This window comes from Kitasatospora sp. NPDC001660 (genome assembly GCF_053596725.1).
In genome coordinates, this window is record NZ_JBSFGU010000034.1 from 1 (window position 1) to 16,543 (window position 16,543).

14 protein-coding genes are annotated in these 16,543 nt (G+C 72.7%); 9 read left to right on the top strand and 5 right to left on the bottom strand.

Annotation, left to right across the window (positions count from 1 at the left end; genetic code table 11):
* From ACWCXH_RS28635 to ptsP, 3 genes are all read left to right on the top strand, one after another.
* Positions 1–205, top strand: a 205-nt coding sequence (locus ACWCXH_RS28635; protein ID WP_449804365.1) for a hypothetical protein, incomplete at its 5' end; no start/stop codon positions are given.
* 341 nt (positions 206–546) lie between these two features.
* Entirely contained in the window at positions 547–996 is a 450-nt protein-coding gene (locus ACWCXH_RS28640; RefSeq protein WP_449804366.1) for a PTS sugar transporter subunit IIA, read from the top strand.
* 98 nt (positions 997–1,094) lie between these two features.
* On the top strand, positions 1,095–2,765 hold the full coding sequence (gene ptsP / locus ACWCXH_RS28645) for a phosphoenolpyruvate--protein phosphotransferase (RefSeq protein ID WP_449804367.1): 1,671 nt from the start codon (positions 1,095–1,097) through the stop codon (positions 2,763–2,765).
* A gap of 58 nt (positions 2,766–2,823) precedes the next feature.
* On the opposite strand, the gene ACWCXH_RS28650 is transcribed toward ptsP, so the two are convergent.
* From ACWCXH_RS28650 to ACWCXH_RS28660, 3 genes are read right to left on the bottom strand one after another with little or no spacing between them, the layout of a single operon-like run.
* Positions 2,824–4,926, bottom strand: coding sequence for an acetoacetate--CoA ligase (locus ACWCXH_RS28650; protein WP_449804368.1), 2,103 nt, complete (start codon positions 4,924–4,926; stop codon positions 2,824–2,826).
* Positions 4,927–4,972: 46 nt separating this feature from the next.
* A complete protein-coding gene (locus ACWCXH_RS28655; protein WP_449804369.1) occupies positions 4,973–5,521 on the bottom strand; it encodes an NUDIX domain-containing protein in 549 nt (182 codons plus the stop codon).
* Between the two features lie 34 nt (positions 5,522–5,555).
* Positions 5,556–6,443 carry an NUDIX hydrolase gene (locus tag ACWCXH_RS28660; protein ID WP_449804370.1) on the bottom strand — a complete coding sequence of 296 codons (888 nt, stop codon included), beginning with the start codon at positions 6,441–6,443 and terminating at the stop codon, positions 5,556–5,558.
* 241 nt (positions 6,444–6,684) lie between these two features.
* Here ACWCXH_RS28660 and mmuM point away from each other — a divergent pair, with 241 nt between their 5' ends.
* The 5 genes from mmuM (at position 6,685) to ACWCXH_RS28685 (ending at position 13,005) form a co-directional block, all read left to right on the top strand.
* Positions 6,685–7,608 carry a homocysteine S-methyltransferase gene (gene mmuM, locus ACWCXH_RS28665; protein ID WP_449804371.1) on the top strand — a complete coding sequence of 308 codons (924 nt, stop codon included), beginning with the start codon at positions 6,685–6,687 and terminating at the stop codon, positions 7,606–7,608.
* 221 nt (positions 7,609–7,829) lie between these two features.
* Positions 7,830–8,594 carry an IclR family transcriptional regulator gene (locus tag ACWCXH_RS28670; protein ID WP_449804372.1) on the top strand — a complete coding sequence of 255 codons (765 nt, stop codon included), beginning with the start codon at positions 7,830–7,832 and terminating at the stop codon, positions 8,592–8,594.
* Between the two features lie 287 nt (positions 8,595–8,881).
* Positions 8,882–9,619 (top strand): MIP/aquaporin family protein, encoded by a 738-nt coding sequence (locus ACWCXH_RS28675; protein ID WP_449804373.1) that lies wholly within the window; start codon positions 8,882–8,884, stop codon positions 9,617–9,619.
* A gap of 96 nt (positions 9,620–9,715) precedes the next feature.
* The gene (gene glpK / locus ACWCXH_RS28680; protein ID WP_449804374.1) at positions 9,716–11,236 is read left to right on the top strand and encodes a glycerol kinase GlpK; all 1,521 of its coding nucleotides are present in this window, start codon (positions 9,716–9,718) and stop codon (positions 11,234–11,236) included.
* A gap of 173 nt (positions 11,237–11,409) precedes the next feature.
* Complete coding sequence (locus ACWCXH_RS28685; RefSeq protein ID WP_449804375.1) at positions 11,410–13,005, top strand: FAD-dependent oxidoreductase; 1,596 nt, start codon at positions 11,410–11,412, stop codon at positions 13,003–13,005.
* A 65-nt stretch (positions 13,006–13,070) separates the two neighbouring features.
* Here the strand turns inward: ACWCXH_RS28685 and ACWCXH_RS28690 are convergent, their stop codons facing one another.
* Positions 13,071–14,291: an amidohydrolase family protein gene (locus ACWCXH_RS28690; RefSeq protein WP_449804376.1), complete on the bottom strand. Its 1,221-nt coding sequence runs from the start codon at positions 14,289–14,291 to the stop codon at positions 13,071–13,073.
* A 74-nt stretch (positions 14,292–14,365) separates the two neighbouring features.
* Here ACWCXH_RS28690 and ACWCXH_RS28695 point away from each other — a divergent pair, with 74 nt between their 5' ends.
* Positions 14,366–15,004: a TetR/AcrR family transcriptional regulator gene (locus tag ACWCXH_RS28695; RefSeq protein WP_449804377.1), complete on the top strand. Its 639-nt coding sequence runs from the start codon at positions 14,366–14,368 to the stop codon at positions 15,002–15,004.
* Positions 15,005–15,146: 142 nt separating this feature from the next.
* Here the strand turns inward: ACWCXH_RS28695 and ACWCXH_RS28700 are convergent, their stop codons facing one another.
* Positions 15,147–16,538: a GntT/GntP/DsdX family permease gene (locus ACWCXH_RS28700; protein ID WP_449804432.1), complete on the bottom strand. Its 1,392-nt coding sequence runs from the start codon at positions 16,536–16,538 to the stop codon at positions 15,147–15,149.
* Positions 16,539–16,543: the final 5 nt, after the last annotated feature.

A 16,543-nucleotide genomic window follows, 5' to 3' on the forward strand; every position in this document is an offset into this window, starting at 1 on the left:
CAACCCCGATCAGACGATCGAGGCCGGGGATGTCAACATATCTGGCGTTGACTTTTGGCACGCTGTTGAGTTCTCAAGGAACGGACACTTCCTTCAGACCGCCTTCCAGCGGGCCCTCCGGGCGCTTCGTTCTTTCGTGTTTCCAGCTTACCAGATGTTTGCCGTGCCGTTTCCGGCGCTTTCCGCATCTGAAATCTGCTGTTAACCGCCGACCTGCGGCGACTCGGCTAACCATAGCCGGTCGCCCGCCGGAGCGCGAATCGGGGCGCGCCGGGGGTCACCCGGTCGGCGGCATGATTTGTTGCTCTCGCGAGCATATACAGCAATGGTCCCGGTTCGCCAAGATGCCTGTAGAGTGCGGCGCATCGACCAAGAGGACTAGACCACTAGCGGGTCGGTGAGATGCCGGCCGGCAGGGCGGGCAGGGTGTGAGTTCGCCCGAGAATGTCAGTGTATGTCCGAAGTTGGCATGATTTAGGCTTCAGTTGATCGTTGCGCCGCTGCTCGCGGCCCTTCGCTGTACTGCGCACTTGGGAGGCACAAACCATGACCACTGTGACGTCGCCGCTGACCGGCCAGGTCGTCGGGCTCGCCGGCGTGCCGGACCCGGTGTTCTCCGGCGCGATGGTCGGTCCGGGCACGGCGGTCGACCCGGTGCGCGAGCCCACCGAGGCCGTCGCTCCGGTGGACGGCGTCGTCGTCTCCATGCACCCGCACGCGTTCGTCGTCGTGGACGCGGACGGGCACGGTGTGCTGACGCACCTCGGGATCGACACCGTGCAGCTGAACGGCGAGGGCTTCGAGCTGCTCGTCAACAAGGGCGACACCGTGACCCGCGGGCAGTCCGTCATCAAGTGGAACCCGGCCGACGTCGAGGCCGCGGGCAAGTCGCCGATCTCGCCGATCGTGGCTCTGGAGGCCTCCGCCGAGTCGCTCGGCGCCGTGGTCGAGAGCGGCGAAGTCCGCGCCGGCGACAAGCTCTTCAACTGGAGCTGACCTCTTCTTTCCCCACACCCGCCCCGGACGAGATGACGGGGCGGCCCCCACACAGCGGCTCCCGGCGCGGGCCGCTCATCTCAGCGGAGACAGGTGACATGACGAAGACGCTGCGCGGCGTGGGTGTGAGCCACGGGGTCGCGATCGGCCAGGTGCGGCACATGGGGACGGCGGTGCTGGAGCCGCCGGCCACCCAGATCCCGACCGAGGACGCCCCGCGTGAGCAGGCCCGTGCCCAGGCGGCCGTCGAGGCGGTGGCCGCGGACCTGATCGCCCGCGGCAACCTGGCCGGCGGTGAGGCCCAGGCCGTGCTGGAGGCCCAGGCGCTGATGGCGCAGGACCCCGAGCTGATGGCGGACGTGTCCCGGCGGATCGCCGTCGGCAGCAGCGCCGAGCGCGGCGTCTACGACGCCTTCGCCGCCTACCGCGCGCTGCTCGCGGCTGCCGGTGAGTACCTGGCCGGACGCGTCGCCGACCTGGACGACGTGCGCAACCGCATCGTCGCCCGGCTGATGGGCGTGCCGATGCCGGGTGTGCCGGACAGCGACGAGCCGTACGTGCTGTTCGCGCGGGACCTCGCTCCGGCCGACACCGCGCTGCTGGACCCGACCCTGGTACTCGGCTTCGTGACCCAGGAGGGCGGGCCGACCAGCCACAGCGCCATCCTCGCGCGGGCGATGGGCGTGCCGGCCGTGGTCGCGCTGCCGGGGGCGACCGAGGTCGCCGAGGGCACCGTGGTGGCCGTGGACGGCAGCTCGGGCGACGTGCTGCTGGACCCGACGCAGGAGAAGCAGGACGAGCTGCGGGCCATCGCCGCCGAGCGCAAGGCCGCGCTGGCCGCGTCCACCGGTCCGGGACGGACCTCGGACGGGCACCGCGTGCCGCTGCTGGCCAACGTCGGCGGCCCGGCTGACGTGCCGGCCGCGCTGGAGAGCGGCGCCGAGGGCGTGGGCCTGTTCCGCACCGAGTTCCTGTTCCTCGATGACTCGGCGAAGGCCCCGAGCGAGGAGAAGCAGGTCGAGGCGTACCGCAAGGTGCTGGAGGCGTTCCCGGAGGGCCGGGTCGTCGTCCGGGCGCTGGACGCGGGCGCGGACAAGCCGCTGGACTTCCTCACCCCGGCCGACGAGCCGAACCCGGCGCTGGGCGTGCGCGGTCTGCGCACCCTGCTGGAGAACCCCGAGGTCATGCAGACGCAGCTGCGCGCGCTGGCCAAGGCCACCGCGGGGCTGCCGGTGCACCTTGAGGTGATGGCGCCGATGGTGGCCGACCGCAAGGACGCCAGGGACTTCGCGGACGCGTGTCGTCAGGCCGGTCTGGATGCCAAGTTCGGCGCGATGGTGGAGATCCCGTCGGCCGCGCTGCGCGCGCGGGCGATCCTCCAGGAGGTCGAGTTCCTGTCGCTGGGGACCAACGACCTCGCGCAGTACACCTTCGCGGCCGACCGTCAGGTGGGCGCGCTGGCCCGGCTGCAGGATCCGTGGCAGCCGGCGCTGCTCGACCTGATCGCCGTGGCCGCCGAGGCGGCGCAGGCCGAGGGCAAGAGCTGCGGCGTGTGCGGCGAGGCCGCCTCGGACCCGCTGCTGGCCGTCGTGCTGACCGGTCTGGGCGTCACCAGCCTGTCCATGGGCGCGGCGTCGATCCCGTACGTGCGGGCCACGCTCGCCAAGTACACGCTGGCGCAGTGCCGTCGGGCCGCCGAGGCGGCCCGGGCCACGGACAGCGCCGACGAGGCGCGCACCGCGGCGCAGCAGGTGCTCTCGGGCGAGTAGGGGAAGAGAGAAGCAAGAGGAGGGGCGCTCCCGGTGGAGAGCGCCCCTTCGGCGTTCGTCAGGACTGGCGGTCGCGGCGGAGCTGCTCGAAGAAGCGCAGGTGGTCGATGTTGTCGACGGAGCCCGGGTTGACGGCCAGCTCCAGCGGGGTGCCGGAGAGGATGCGCTTCACCGGGACCTCGATGCGCTTGCCGGTCAGGGTGTGCGGGAGGCCCCGGACGGTGATGACCTCGTCGGGGACGTGGCGCGGGGAGAGCTCGGTGCGCAGCGAGGTACGGATGCGGCCGATGAGGTCGTCGTCGAGTTCGGCGCCGGGGGCGAGGACGACGAACAGCGGCATCCAGTAGCCGCCGTCGGGCTCCTCGAGGCCGATGACGAGGGACTCGGCGATCTCGGGGAGGCGCTCGACGACCTCGTAGATGTCGGAGGAGCCCATCCGGACGCCCTGGCGGTTCAGGGTGGAGTCGGAGCGGCCGTGGATGACGACGGTGCCGCGGGAGGTGACGGTGATCCAGTCGCCGTGGCGCCAGACGCCGGGGTACACGTCGAAGTAGCTGTCGTGGTAGCGGGTGCCCTCGGGGTCGTTCCAGAAGCCGGTGGGCATGGACGGGATGGGCTTGGTGACGACGAGTTCGCCGACGGCGTCGGTGAGCGGCCTGCCCTGGACGTCCCAGGACTCGACGGCGGCGCCGAGGCAGGGGGCCTGGATCTCACCGAGGTGCACGGGCAGCGTGGGGACGCCGCCGACGAAGCAGGAGCAGACGTCCGTGCCGCCGCTGACGGAGGCGAGCCAGACGTCCTCCTTGACCTCGTCGTAGATCCAGCGGAATCCGTCGGGCGGGAGCGGGGAGCCGGTGGTGCCGATGCAGCGGACGGCGGAGAGGTCGAGGTCGCGGCCGGGGTGGAGGTCGGCCTTGCGGCTGGCGATGACGTAGGCGGCGGAGGTGCCGAGGACGGTGGCGCCGGTGCGGGCGGCGACCGACCAGAGGGCGCCGGTGTCGGGGTGGCCGGGGCTGCCGTCGTAGGTGACGATCGTGGCGCCGACGAGGAGGCCGCCGAGCAGGAAGTTCCACATCATCCAGCCGGTGGAGGTGTACCAGAGGAAGCGGTCCTGCGGGGTGAGGTCGAGGTGGAGGCCGACCTGCTTGAGGTGTTCGAGCAGGATGCCGCCCTGGCTCTGGACGATGGCCTTGGGCAGGCCTGTGGTGCCGGAGGAGTACAGCACCCAGAGCGGGTGGTCGAAGGGGACCGGCTCGAAGACGGGCTCGACGTCGTCGGCGATCAGGTCGTCCCACTGGAGGGCGCCCTCGGGGGCGGGGGCGCCGAGCAGGGGGACGTGCACGACGGTGTGCAGGGTGGGGAGTTCGTGGCGCAGCTCGGCGACGACGTCGGTGCGGTCGTGGTCCTTGCCGCCGTAGTGGTAGCCGTCGACGGCGAACAGGACGGCGGGCTCGATCTGCTGGAGGCGGTCGAGGACGCTGCGGGCGCCGAAGTCGGGGGCGCAGCTGGTCCAGATCGCGCCGACGGCGGCGGTGGCGAGGAGGGCGACGGCGGCCTGCGGAATGTTGGGCAGGTAGGCGCTGACGCGGTCGCCGGGGCCGACGCCGCGAGCACGCAGGGCGGCGGCCAGGGAGCCGACCTGGCGGCGCAGTTCGGACCAGGTGAGGACGGCCGGCTGGTCGGTGGTCTCGTCGAGGTGGAGGATCGCGGGGCGGTCGGTGTTCGCCGGGTCCTCGGCGGCGCGCAGGGCCTGCTCGGCGTAGTTGAGGCGGGCGCCGGGGAACCAGCGGGCGCCGGGCATGGCCGGGTCGGCGAGGACGGTCCCGGGGGCCTCGGTGAAGCGGACGTCGAACCACTGCGTCACCGCGGTCCAGAACCGGCCGAGGTCCTCGGTGGACCAGGCGTGCAGGGCGGCGTAGCGCTCGGCGGCCTGCTGGTCGTCGTCGGCCGGGGCGAGCGGGGCGGCCGGGGCGCCGTGGTGCTCGGCGGCCCAGGCCTGGAACGCCACGAGGCTGGTCGCGGCGGCGCGAGCGGGGTTGGGGCGCCAGAGCGGCTGGTCCTGGAGGGGGGTGCTCACGGTGGTGGTCTCCCGGCCGGTGGTGGGGACGGGAGTGCTTGTGGCAGGCCCGTCCGATTGGGCTGTCGGTGCAGACCATGCCATGTGAGCGGCCGCTGCGCCAGGGTCCGCCGCGGCAGTGGCGGGCTGGTCAGCGGTGGGTGAGTTCGCCGTTGAACCAGGCGCGGGAGACGTTGGTGTGGAAGTCCCAGACGAGCCGGGTGTCGGGGTGGGCGAGCAGCCAGCCGTCGGTCTCCTCGGTGGGGCGCGAGGGCGGGAGTTCGGCGAGGGGGCGGACGGGGAGCAGTCCGCAGAGGAACACGAAGCGGCCGTACGGGTCGGAGGCGGTGGAGACCAGGGTGATGTCGGCGGCGTCGGCCAGGATGCCGGTCTCCTCGCGCAGTTCGCGCACGCAGGCCTGCTGCCAGGTCTCGCCGAAGTCGATGTAGCCGCCGGGGAAGGCGAGTTCGCCGTAGCCGGGCTCGATGGTGCGGCGGATGACGACGAGGGCGGGGTCGGCGTCGGGCCGGGTGACGGGCAGGACGGTGACGGCGACGGGCAGTGGGTTGCGGTAGCTGATCTCGGCGCAGCCGGGGCAGGTGCGGGGCCAGCCGTCGGTGCCGGTCGGGTAGGGCGTTCCGCAGAAGTGGCAGTGGGAGAAGGGCCGGTTGACCGTGCGTGTCACGTCGTCGGTGGTCATGACCGGATGGTAGTCCGGCAGGGGCGGTGGACGGTCAGCGGACCTCCTCCTCGCGGGCGGGGCGCAGCAGGGCGGGGTGGAGGAGGTGGGCGTCGCCGGCGTGGTAGGTGCGGGCGCGGGGGCCACCGCGGGCTCCGCCGCGTTCGGTGGTAGTGCCGGTGCTCTCGACGAAGCCGGGGACGGAGAGGACCTTGCGGTGGAAGTTGCCGGGGTGGAGCTTCTCGTCCCAGACGGCCTCGTAGACGGCGCGGAGGTCGGGGATGGTGAAGTCGTGGGGCAGGAAGGCGGTGGCGAGCGGGCTGTACTCGATCTTGGCGCGGGCGCGGTCGAGGCCGTCGGCGAGGATGCGGGCGTGGTCGAAGGCGAGTGTGGTGGGGCCGCTGTGCCCGCCGGCACCACCCCCGTGGGTGTCGGCGGGCGCAGCGGCGGTCTCCGGGCGGCCGCCGGGCCCGAGGTCGAGGTCGGCGACCGGGTGCCAGGCGGCGGCTGCGGCGTCGGTGCCGGCCTGGGGGTCGGGCAGGTCGGGGGCGAAGGCGAGGTAGGCGACGGAGACGACGTGCATGCGCGGGTCGCGGTGCGGGGCGCCGTAGGTGCCGAGCTGTTCGAGGTGGATGCGGCTGAGTGCGGACTCGAGGTCGGAGCTGCCCACCAGGCCTGTCTCCTCGGCGAGTTCGCGCGCGGCGGCCTCGTCCAGGTTCTCCTCGCCGGCGCGCAGGAAGCCGCCGGGCAGCGCCCAGGAGCCCTGGAAGGGCGGGGCGGCGCGCTCGACGAGCAGGACGTGGAGGCCGCCTTCGCGCAGGGTGAGGGCGACGACGTCGACCGTGACGGCCACGGGGGTGTAGGCGCGTGGGTCGTAGGCGGCGAGCCATTCGCGCTCGGATTGCGGACCGGCGTGGGGCGGGCGGGGCTCGTCGGCGCCCATCGGCGGGACCTCCGTGCTGCTTTCTCGTGCGTTCGGCTGCTCGTGCGTTCGGCTTCTCGTGCGCTCGGCATCGGCTGTGTTCGACTTCGTTTGCGCTCGGCGACGCCGGACTGCACTGTCGTTCTCGGGATGAGCACAACGTAGCGACTCCGTTCCGACGCGGCAAACGGTTTTCCGGGCGGGCGAGGGCGCTCGGCTTCTAGGCTGTGACCAGCCGCGACCCGTTCCCGAGGAGGCCGCCATGCCCGCCACTCCCCCGTCGGACTTCGCCACCGCGCTGGCGGCGGGTCCCGTGGTCCTGGACGGCGGGTTGTCGAACCAGCTGGTGGCGCAGGGGCACGACCTGTCGGACGGGCTGTGGTCCGCGCGGCTGCTGGCGGACGCGCCGGAGGCGGTGGTCGAGGCGCACCGGGCGTACTTCGCGGCCGGGGCGGAGGTCGCCATCACCGCGAGCTACCAGGCGAGTTTCGAGGGTTTCGCGCGGCACGGGCTGGGCCGGGCGGAGTCGGCGCGGCTGTTGGCACGCAGTGTGGAGCTGGCGCGGGAGGCGGCGCGCAGCGAGCCGGGCGGGCGGCGGCGCTGGGTGGCGGCCTCGGTGGGGCCGTACGGGGCGGTGCTGGCGGACGGTTCGGAGTACCGCGGGCGGTACGGGCTGAGCGTCGCGGAGCTGGTGGCGTTCCACCGGCCGCGGCTGGAGGTGCTGGCGTCGGCGGGCCCGGACGTGCTGGCGCTGGAGACGGTGCCGGACACGGACGAGGCGGCTGCGATGCTGGAGGTCGTCCGGGGGCTCGGGGTGCCGGCCTGGCTGTCGTACAGCGTGGCGGGCGACCGGACGCGGGCCGGGCAGCCGCTGGCCGAGGCGTTCGCGCTCGCGAAGGACGTGGACGAGATGCTGGCGGTGGGCGTGAACTGCTGCACGCCGCAGGACGCGGACCTGGCGGTGGCGCCGGCGGCGGAGGTGACGGGCAAGCCGGTGGTGGTGTACCCGAACAGCGGGGAGCGATGGGACCCGGACATACGGGGCTGGCGCGGGGAGCCGACGTTCCGTTCGGCGCGGGTGCGCGGGTGGCTCGCGGACGGGGCCCGGCTGGTGGGCGGGTGCTGCCGGGTGGGGCCGGACGGGATCGCGGCGCTGGCGGCGGAGGTCGCGGTGGGGCGGGACTGAGCTGGGACCGGGACCGGAACGGGTCGGCGACGAGACTGGAGGCGGGAGCGAGCCGGGGCCGAGGTGGCGCGGGCGACGGCGGTGGCGGGTGGCGGAGGTTAACAGGCGGCCGAGCGCGGGTTACCGAGGGGGAATGTGCACGGAGCGGCGGACGCCTGGCAAACTCGTCCCGTTACCACTGCGGTCGACAATGTCGACCGCCTGTCAGCGCGGAGGTACCAATGCCCGGCCCGATCCAGTCGCTCTCCCGGGCCGCCGCGATCATGCGCCTGCTGGCCGGCGGTGAGCGCCGCCTGGGCCTTTCCGAGGTCGCGACGGCGCTCGACCTCGCCAAGGGCACCGCGCACGGCATCCTGCGCACACTGCAGCAGGAGGGGTTCGTCGAGCAGGACCCGGAGAGCGGCAAGTACCAGCTGGGCGCCGAGTTGCTGCGCCTCGGCCAGAGCTACCTGGACGTGCACGAGCTGCGCGCGCGGGCGCTGGTGTGGGCGGACGACCTGGCCCGGGCGGCCGGCGAGACGGTCTACCTCGGGGTGCTGCACCAGCAGGGCGTGCTGATCGTGCACCACGTGTTCCGGCCGGACGACACCAGGCAAGTGCTGGAGGTCGGTTCGATGCAGCCGCTGCACAGCACCGCGCTGGGCAAGGTCCTGGTGGCCTACGACCCCGTCGCGCGCGGGGAGTTGGGCAACGGGCCGTACGAGTCGTACACGCTGCGGACGTTGACCGAGGCGGCCGACGTGGACGCCGAGTGTGCGCTGATCCGCGAGCGCGGCTGGGCGGACTCGATCGAGGAGACCTGGGACGGCGTGGCCTCGATCGGCGCGCTGATCCAGGACCGGCGGCGCAATCCGGTGGGCGCGGTGTGCATCAGCGGACCGGTGGAGCGGGTGTGCGAGGACGGCTTCGTCAAGCCGTCGCTGGTGGCCTCGGTGCGCAGCGCGGCGCGGGCGATCTCGCGCGATCTGGGGGCCGGGCGCTTCTGAGCGCCGGCAGTCGAATTCGTCACGCTGAGGCGCGGACGGGCGGGAGGCCTGTCCGCGCCTTGGCGTTTTGCCCCGGTTCGGGGCGCTCCGCTGGGTAACTTCGGGGGACGGGTCGGGACAAGGGTCACAGCTGCGTAACCCCGCCTTGACGTGGGGGCGACCCGCAGAGGAAGCTTCCGCATGACGGTCGACATTGTCGAACGATGGCCGGGAAGATCACTCCCCCAGTGCGCTCACCCACACCGCGATCGTCCGGCCGCCCGCCCCCACCCGCACCTCCGGGCCATATGGACAAGGGAGTCTTTGTGTCCGCGTTCTCCAACGGCGACGTCTTCGTCGGCGAAACCCTCGGCACCGCCGCCCTGATACTCCTCGGCGGCGGCGTCTGCGCCGCCGTGACCCTCAAGAAGTCGAAGGCCGTCAACGCCGGCTGGCTGGCGATCACCTTCGGCTGGGGCTTCGCGGTCCTCATCGCCGCCTACATGACCGGCGCCAAGTCCGGCGCCCACCTCAACCCGGCCGTCACGATCGCGCTCGCCGTCAAGAGCGGCGACTGGAGCCAGGTGCCGCTCTACATCGGCGCCCAGATGCTCGGCGCGATGATCGGCGCCGTGCTGGTCTGGCTCACCTACCTCGGCCAGTTCCAGGCCAACGAGGAGCCCACGCTCGGCATCTTCTCGACCGGTCCCGAGATCCGGAACCCCGTCCAGAACCTGATCACCGAGATCATCGGCACCTTCGTGCTCTGCATGGCGATCCTCACCCTCGGCACCACCAAGGGCCTCGGCGAGAGCGGCATGGGCACCCTCGTCGTCGCCCTGACCGTCGTCGGCATCGGCCTCTCCCTCGGTGGCCCGACCGGCTACGCGATCAACCCGGCCCGCGACCTCGGCCCGCGCATCGTGCACTCGCTGCTGCCGATCCCGAACAAGGGCGGCTCCGACTGGTCCTACGCGTGGATCCCGGTCGTCGGCCCGCTGGCCGGCGGCGCGCTGGCCGGCCTGCTGTACAACGCCGTCTTCTAGGCCGGATTCGAACCCGCCGAGCACGGGGACTGACCGGACGACCGTGTCAGGCCCACCCACTCCGTAATCCCCCGACCCGAGCCGAGGACCCTTCCCATGACCTCCACTGGCAACTACATCGCCGCGATCGACCAGGGCACCACCTCCAGCCGCTGCATCATCTTCGGCGCCGACGGCCGCATCGTCGCCGTCGACCAGCAGGAGCACAGCCAGATCTTCCCGCAGCCCGGCTACGTCGAGCACGACGCCGCCGAGATCTGGACCCGCGTGCAGTCGGTCGTCCGCGGCGCGCTGGAGAAGGCCGGACTGACCAAGGACGACATCCGCGCCATCGGCATCACCAACCAGCGCGAGACCACCGTCCTGTGGGACAAGAACACCGGCGAGCCGGTGCACAACGCGCTGGTGTGGCAGGACACCCGCACCGAGGCCCTCTGCCGCGAGCTCGGCCGCAACGTCGGCCAGGACCGCTTCCGCCGCGAGACCGGCCTCCCGCTGGCCAGCTACTTCGCCGGCCCGAAGATCCGCTGGCTGCTGGACAACGTCGAGGGCCTGCGCGAGCGCGCCGAGGCCGGCGACATCCTCTTCGGCACCATGGACACCTGGGTGATCTGGAACCTCACCGGCGGTGTCAACGGCGGCAAGCACGTCACCGACGTCACCAACGCCAGCCGCACCATGCTGATGAACCTGAAGACGCTGGCCTGGGACGAGAGCATCGCCGAGTCGATGGGCGTGCCGATGACCGTCCTGCCGGAGATCCGCTCCTCCGCCGAGGTGTACGGCGAGGCCGTCGGCGACCTGGCCGGCGTGCCGGTCGCCTCCGCGCTCGGCGACCAGCAGGCCGCGCTGTTCGGCCAGACCTGCTTCGACGAGGGCGAGGCCAAGTCCACCTACGGCACCGGCACCTTCCTGCTGCTGAACACCGGCGAGAAGATCGTCAACTCGTACCACGGCCTGCTGACCACCGTGGGCTACCGGATCGGCGACCAGGCCCCGGTGTACGCGCTGGAAGGCTCGATCGCCGTCACCGGCTCGCTCGTCCAGTGGCTGCGCGACCAGCTCGGCATCATCTCCACCGCCGCGGAGATCGAGACCCTCGCCAACACCGTCGAGGACAACGGCGGCGCCTACTTCGTCCCGGCCTTCTCCGGCCTGTTCGCCCCGTACTGGCGCTCCGACGCCCGCGGTGTGATCGCCGGTCTGACCCGGTACGTCACCAAGGGCCACCTGGCCCGGGCCGTCCTGGAGGCCACCGCCTGGCAGACCCGCGAGGTCGTCGACGCCATGCAGAAGGACTCCGGGGTCGAGCTCACCGCCCTCAAGGTCGACGGCGGCATGACCAGCAACAACCTGCTCATGCAGAACATCGCCGACGTCCTGAACGCCCCGGTCGAGCGCCCGTACGTGGCCGAGACCACCGCCCTCGGCGCGGCCTACGCGGCCGGACTCGCCGTCGGCTTCTGGAACGACCTCGACACCCTGCGGGCCAACTGGCACCGCGCCGCCGAGTGGACCCCGCGCATGGACGAGGCCACCCGGGAGCGCGAGTACAAGAAGTGGCTCAAGGCCGTGGAGCGCACCATGGGCTGGGTGGAGGAGGAAGAGAACAACTGACCGTGAAGCCGGTCGGGGCCCCGCGCCCCGACCGGCTGCCCGCTGTCCGAACAGCTGGTGTCACCGCGTTTCACCGGCCCGCCGCACCGGGCCGACCGGCCTCTCCGCAGGGGCCGCACCGCACACGAGAGGAGTAACGGCGCCGCCCGACCAGCGCGCCGTACACAACCACCATGGCAACCATCCCGACCCTGGGCGCCGAGCGCACCGCCGGCCGCACCGCCTCCCGCGCCGAGACCCGCGAGCTGCTCGGCAAGGCCACCTACGACCTGCTGGTGATCGGGGGCGGCATCCTCGGCACGGCCGTAGCCTGGACCGCGTCCCAGGCCGGCCTCAAGGTCGCCATGGTCGACGCCGGCGACTTCGCCGGCGCCACCTCCAGCGCCTCCTCCAAGCTCGTCCACGGCGGCCTGCGCTACCTGCAGACCGGTGCGGTCAAGCTGGTCGCGGAGAACCACAAGGAGCGCCGCGCGCTCTCGACCGACGTGGCGCCGCACCTGGTCAACCCGCTGACCTTCTTCGTGCCGGTCTACAAGGGCGGCCCGCACGGCGCCGCCAAGCTCGGCGCCGGCGTGTTCCTGTACTCGGCGCTCTCCGCCTTCCGCGACGGCATGGGCCGGGTCTCCACCGCCGCCCACGCCGCCCAGCAGGTGCCGGCGCTGCGCACCGAGGGCCTGCGCTCGGTGGCCGTCTACGGCGACCACCAGATGAACGACTCGCGCGTCGCCGTGATGACCGTGCGCGCCGCGGTGGACGCCGGCGCCGTCGTGCTCAACCACGCCGAGGTCACCGGCCTGCGCTTCACCGCCGGCCGGGTCACCGGCGCCGAGGTGCGCGACCGCCTGGACGGCAGCGAGTTCGGCGTCAACGCCCGCCTGGTGCTCAACGCCACCGGCCCGTGGGTCGACCACCTGCGCACGATGGAGGACGCCGGCGCCGCGCCGTCGATCCGCCTCTCCAAGGGCGCGCACGTCGTCGTCAAGCGCCGCGCCCCGTGGCGCGCCGCGCTGACCATCCCGATCGACAAGTACCGCGTCTCCTTCGCCATCCCGTGGGAGGACCACGTCCTGCTCGGGACCACCGACGAGGAGTACACGGGCGACCCGAAGGACGTCCGCGCCACCCAGGCGGACATCGACCAGATCATGGGCGAGGCCGCGCACGCGATCCGCGACGAGCACCTCGACCGCGACCTGATCACCTACTCCTTCGCCGGCCTGCGCGTGCTGCCCGGCGGCCCCGGCGACACCGCCGCCGCCAAGCGCGAGACCGTCGTCACCGAAGGCCGCGGCGGCATGCTGTCGGTCTCCGGCGGCAAGTGGACCACCTACCGGCACATCGGCCGGACCGTGCTGGAGAAGCTGGCCCACGTGCCCGGCACCAGCCTCGGCGAGGACATGTCCCCGATCGCCCCGACCGTCCCGCTGCCGGGCGTCGGCGCGCCGAACGCCGTCGCGCACCGCCTGCTCATCGACCGCGAGCCGGGCTCGCGCATGGAGCCGCTGGTGGCCAAGCACCTCGCCAGCCACTACGGCACCCTGTCCTTCGAGATCGCCCGCATGATCGACGAGAACCCGGAGCTCGGCCGGCCGATCCACGAGGACGGCCCGGACGTGTGGGCCCAGGTCGCCTACGCCGCCGAGAACGAGTGGGCGTACACGGCGGACGACGTGCTGCGCCGCCGCACCACGATGACCGTCCGCGGCCTGGACACCCCGGAGATCCGCGCCGAGGTCGAGGCCTTTCTCGCGAAGCGCGCAACCAAGTAAGTCCTTTGTGGCGGGCGGGCGTTCGGGGTTTCCCGGGCGCCCGCCCGCTTTTCAGATCAGGGCGTTCACAGGACGGCGCCCGCCTTGACCACATGCCTGAGGTGGCGGTCGGGGCGGGTGAGGACGGCGAGGTCGGTCAGCGGGTCGCCGTCGACGACCAGGAGGTCGGCGTGGGCACCCGGAGCCAGCGTGCCGATCTCGCCCTCCATGCCGAGGAGGCGGGCCGCCGTCGTCGTCGCCGAGCGCAGGACGTCCGCGACCGGCTGCACCTGGGCGCGGATCGTGAACTCCTCCAGCTGCGCCGGGTGGAGGGGGCCGAGCAGGTCGCTGCCGTACACCAGGTTGACACCCGCGCGGTGGGCACGGTCCAGGGCCTCCAGGCCGTGGTCGCGCACCTCGGCGAGCTTGCCGACCGAGGCCGGCGGCAGGCCGGAACGGGCACCGAGCTTCGCGGTCTGCTCGTACGCGACCAGGGTCGGCACCAGGAAGGCGTCCTTCTCCAGGAGGAGCGCGATCGTCGTGTCGTCCAGCAGGTTGCCGTGCTCGACGCAGCGCACCCCGGCGCGCAGCGCCCGGTCGATCGCGCGCGGGTGGTAGGCGTGCACGGTGACGTAGCGGTTGTGGTTCTCCGCCTCCTCGACGGCCGCGCGGATCTCCTCCTCGCTGTACTGGACGGCGCCGATCTCGTCGTGCGGGGAGGCGACACCGCCCGACAGCAGGACCTTCAGGTGGCGGGCGCCCTTGCGGAACTCGTCGCGAGCGGCGGCCCGGACGGCGTCCACGCCGTCGGCGATCCGGCCGAAGTCGGGGCGGGACTCGCAGCAGGGCAGCGCGTCGTCGCCGAGCGGGCGCAGGTCGCCGTGGCCGCCGGTCTGGGACAGCGCCTTGCCGCCGTGGAGCAGCCGGGGGCCGAGCGCGAGGCCCTCGTCGAGGGCCCGGGTCATGCCGTGGTCGGCGCCGCCGACGTCGCGGACGGTGGTGAAGCCGCGGCGCAGCATGCGCCCCGCCTCGGCGAGGGCTCGGACGGTCGCGTAGCCGGGGGTCCAGTTCGGGAAGTCGTGCAGGTCGAGCGTGGTGACGAGGAGGTGCACGTGGGCGTCGATCAGGCCGGGCATGACGGTGTCACCGGCCGCGTCGAGGACCCGGACGTCGTCGCCGACGGCGGGCGGGCGGCCGGTGCCGGTGGCGGCGATCCGGCCGTCGGCGACCTCGATCCAGCCGAGGTCGGTGCGGGCGCCGTCCTCGGGGTGGAGCAGGCGGGCGTTGGTGATCAGCAGTCGGCTCACGGGCGGGCCCTCCAATTTCAGTACGGCACGTATTGAATACGACTCGTACTGAATACACCATGTATCGTTCTTCTGTGAACCCTCCCCCGGTCGAACCGGTCGAACCGGTCGAACCCGCCGCTCCCCGGCCGCCCCGCCGGCGCGTCCACACCCGCGCCCGGCTCCTGGCGGCGGCGAGCGAACTGTTCCTGACCGTCGGCTTCGCGCGGACGAGCATCGAGGACGTCTGCGCCGCCGCCGGCTACACCCGCGGCGCCTTCTACTCGAACTTCGGCAGCAAGGAGGACCTCCTGCTGGCGCTCTTCGACGAGCAGGCAGCCGGACGGATCGCCCAGCTGGAGGAACTCGCGGCGGCCTGCGGGGCACTCGCGCCGCAGGAGCGGGCCCGGCGACTCGTCGAGGCACTGCTGCGGGTCGACCCGGCGGAGACCGGGTGGATCCTGCTGTTCCTGGAGTTCCGGCTGGTCGCCGCCCGTACGGAGGGGCTGGCGGAGCGCGTCGCCGCGCACGACCGGGAGGTCTCGGGGGCACTGGCCGACCTGCTGCCGCGGGCGCTGCCCGAGCTCGTACCGGCGGGTGCCACCGCCGGGCAGGCCGCTGTGGTGTTGCTCGCCGCGCGGGAGGGGCTGCTGGCGCGGACGGCGGCGGGCGGCGTCGTCGCGGAGGAACTGCTGGACGCGACGGCGGCGGTGCTGTCGGCGGCGCTGGGCTAGGACGACGACGGTGGGTGGGAACGACGGCGGTGGGCTGGAACGGCGGTACCGGGCCGGCGCGGGCGCAGAAGCCGGAAACGCGCCGAGGGGCGGCACCCGTTTCGGTACGGGCACCGCCCCTCGGCACTGACGGCCGCGTCAGCTAGACGATCAGGCTCAGCGGCATGATCAGGGCGATGGCGACGACCGAGATCACCGTCTCCATCACCGACCAGGACTTCAGCGTCTGACCGACGCTCATCCCGAAGTACTCCTTCACCAGCCAGAAGCCGGCGTCGTTGACGTGGGAGAGGAACAGCGAGCCGGCACCGATCGCGAGGACCAGCAGGGCCGCGTGGGTCGAGGACATGCTCGCGGCGAGCGGGGAGACGATGCCGGCCGCCGTGATGGTGGCGACCGTCGCCGAGCCGGTGGCCAGGCGGATCAGCACGGCGATCAGCCAGCCCAGCAGCAGCGCCGAGATGTGCCACTTGCCGGACCACTCGCTGACCGCGTTGCCGACGCCGACGTCGATCAGGGTCTGCTTGAAGCCGCCCCCCGCGCCGACGATGAACACGATGCCGGCGATCGGACCGAGCGACCTGCCGACCGTGTCGGAGATCCGGGCCCTGTCGAACCCGGCCGCCCGGCCGAGGGTCAGCATGCCGAGCAGGGTCGCGGCGAGCAGCGCTATCAGCGGCGAGCCGATGAAGTCGAACACCCGCTGGCCCAGCGCCTTCGGGTCGTCGATCACGACGTCCGCGAGCGCCTTGCCGAGCATCAGCACGACCGGCAGGAGGATGGTCGCCAGGACCGCGCCGAACGACGGCGTGCGCTCGGGCCCGGCGGTCTCCTCCGGGGCGGTCGCGGCCGGGATCTCCAGCGGGCCCACCCAGCGCTGCGCCACACGGGCGAACAGCGGGCCGGCGATGACCAGGGTCGGGACGGCGATCAGCAGACCGAGCGCCAGGGTGATGCCGAGGTCCGCCTTCAGCGCGTCGACGGCCACCAGCGGGCCCGGGTGCGGGGGCACCAGGCCGTGCAGCACGGACAGGCCGGCCAGGGCGGGGATGCCGATCCGCATCAGCGGCACGTTGCCGCGGCGCGCGACCAGCAGCACGATCGGGATCAGCAGCACGACGCCGACCTCGAAGAACAGCGGCAGGCCGAGCACGGCCGCGATCAGCGCCATCGCCCAGGGCAGCGCCCTCCTGCCCGAACGGGCCAGCACGGTGTCCGCGACGATGTTGGCGCCGCCGGAGTCCGCGAGCAGCTTGCCGAGCATCGCGCCGAGGCCGATCAGCAGGCCGACGCTCGCCACGGTCGAGCCGAAGCCGGTCGAGAAGCTGTTCAGCAGCTTGTCGAACGGGGCGCCGGCGACGGCGGCCAGCAGGCCGGAGCCGAGCGTGAGGGCTAGGAACGGGTGCAGCTTCAGCTTGGTGATCAGCAGGACGATCGCACCGATGCCGAGCAGCACCGCGACCAGCAGCTGGGAGTTGCTGCCGGTGTGCGGCAGGGCCGGTGGGGCGGCCGCGAGGAGGAGCGCGGGGGACATGCTCA